At 48.8% G+C, this 1,149-nt stretch carries 1 protein-coding gene and 1 pseudogene; both read right to left on the bottom strand.

Annotation, left to right across the window (positions count from 1 at the left end; genetic code table 11):
• Window positions 1–1,006, bottom strand: a 1,006-nt coding sequence (gene umuC / locus EQY_RS0113100; protein WP_000457672.1) for a translesion error-prone DNA polymerase V subunit UmuC, incomplete at its 3' end; no start/stop codon positions are given.
• Window positions 1,006–1,149 (bottom strand): annotated as a pseudogene (locus EQY_RS0113095) (DNA polymerase V subunit UmuD); the annotation flags it as partial. The pseudogene EQY_RS0113095 and the gene umuC, both read right to left, overlap by 1 nt.

Raw genomic sequence — 1,149 nt, 5'->3', positions numbered from 1 at the left:
CCTGCCATATCGCGTCCAGACAACGGGTCGCTGCATTAATGATATCCCGACTGTCCTGGGTGGGTGTCAGCAACTTTACCGAGGCACTGTTGCTGTAATACGGCTCATTCAGTGCAAACGGAGAAGTTTTTACAAAGGCGGAGATAAAACGACAATATTTATGCTCACCACGCAGTTTTTCTGCCGCTCGTGATGCGTAACTGCATATTGCCTGTCGCATCGTGTCATAGTCGGTTATGCGTTCGCCAAACGACCGTGAGCAGATAATTTCCTGTTTCGCTGGCGCAAACTCTTCCAGTTCAAGACAGGACTCTCCACGAAGTTCCCGTACCGTTCTTTCAAGTACAACATTGAAGTGCTTTCGGATAAAGCGAATATCGGTATCCGCGAGATCGAGTACGGTTTTTATCCCCATCGCCTCCAACTTTTTACTTATCCTTCGACCAACTCCCCACACTTCATCAACCGGTAATGCAGCCATTAATTTGCGCTGGCGCTCCTGGTTTGATAAATCAACAACCCCTCCCGTCTGACATTGCCATTTTTTTGCCGCATGATTGGCGAGTTTGGCCAGCGTCTTGGTTTGTGCAATGCCGACACCAACCGTGAGATGTGTACGCTGAAGAATGTTCTGGCGAATTTCACGGCCAAAATCTGTTAAATTCCGGCAGTTACGTACGCCGGTTAAATCACAAAATGCCTCATCAATGCTGTAGATCTCAACCCGTGGTGACAACTCTTCCAACGTAGACATCACACGCTGGCTCATATCGGCATAGAGTTCATAGTTACTGCTGAAACAAACCACACCACAGCGACGAAACAGATCCTTCTGTTTAAAATAAGGCTCCCCCATTTTAACGCCAAGTGCCTTCGCCTCTGCGCTGCGAGCGATCACACAGCCGTCGTTATTGGAAAGCACTACTACCGGCTTCCCCCACAAGTCTGGGCGAAAAACAGTCTCACAACTGGCATAAAATGAGTTTACATCACAGAGGGCAAACATCAGCGTAATGCCTTTACGACATGAGTGACGACCCCAAACACATTCAGAGACTCTTCGCTGCCAAGAGTAATGGGCGAATACGCACTGTTCATCGGCACAAGCTGTACCGTGGGGTGCAGTTGCAACCTTTTGGCGGTGAACTC

It is taken from the genome of Escherichia sp. TW14182 (assembly GCF_000208525.1).
Classification (GTDB): Bacteria; Pseudomonadota; Gammaproteobacteria; order Enterobacterales; family Enterobacteriaceae; genus Escherichia; species Escherichia ruysiae.
Note: the sequence above shows the minus strand (reverse complement) of the source record. Positions and strands in the feature narration are given on the sequence as shown.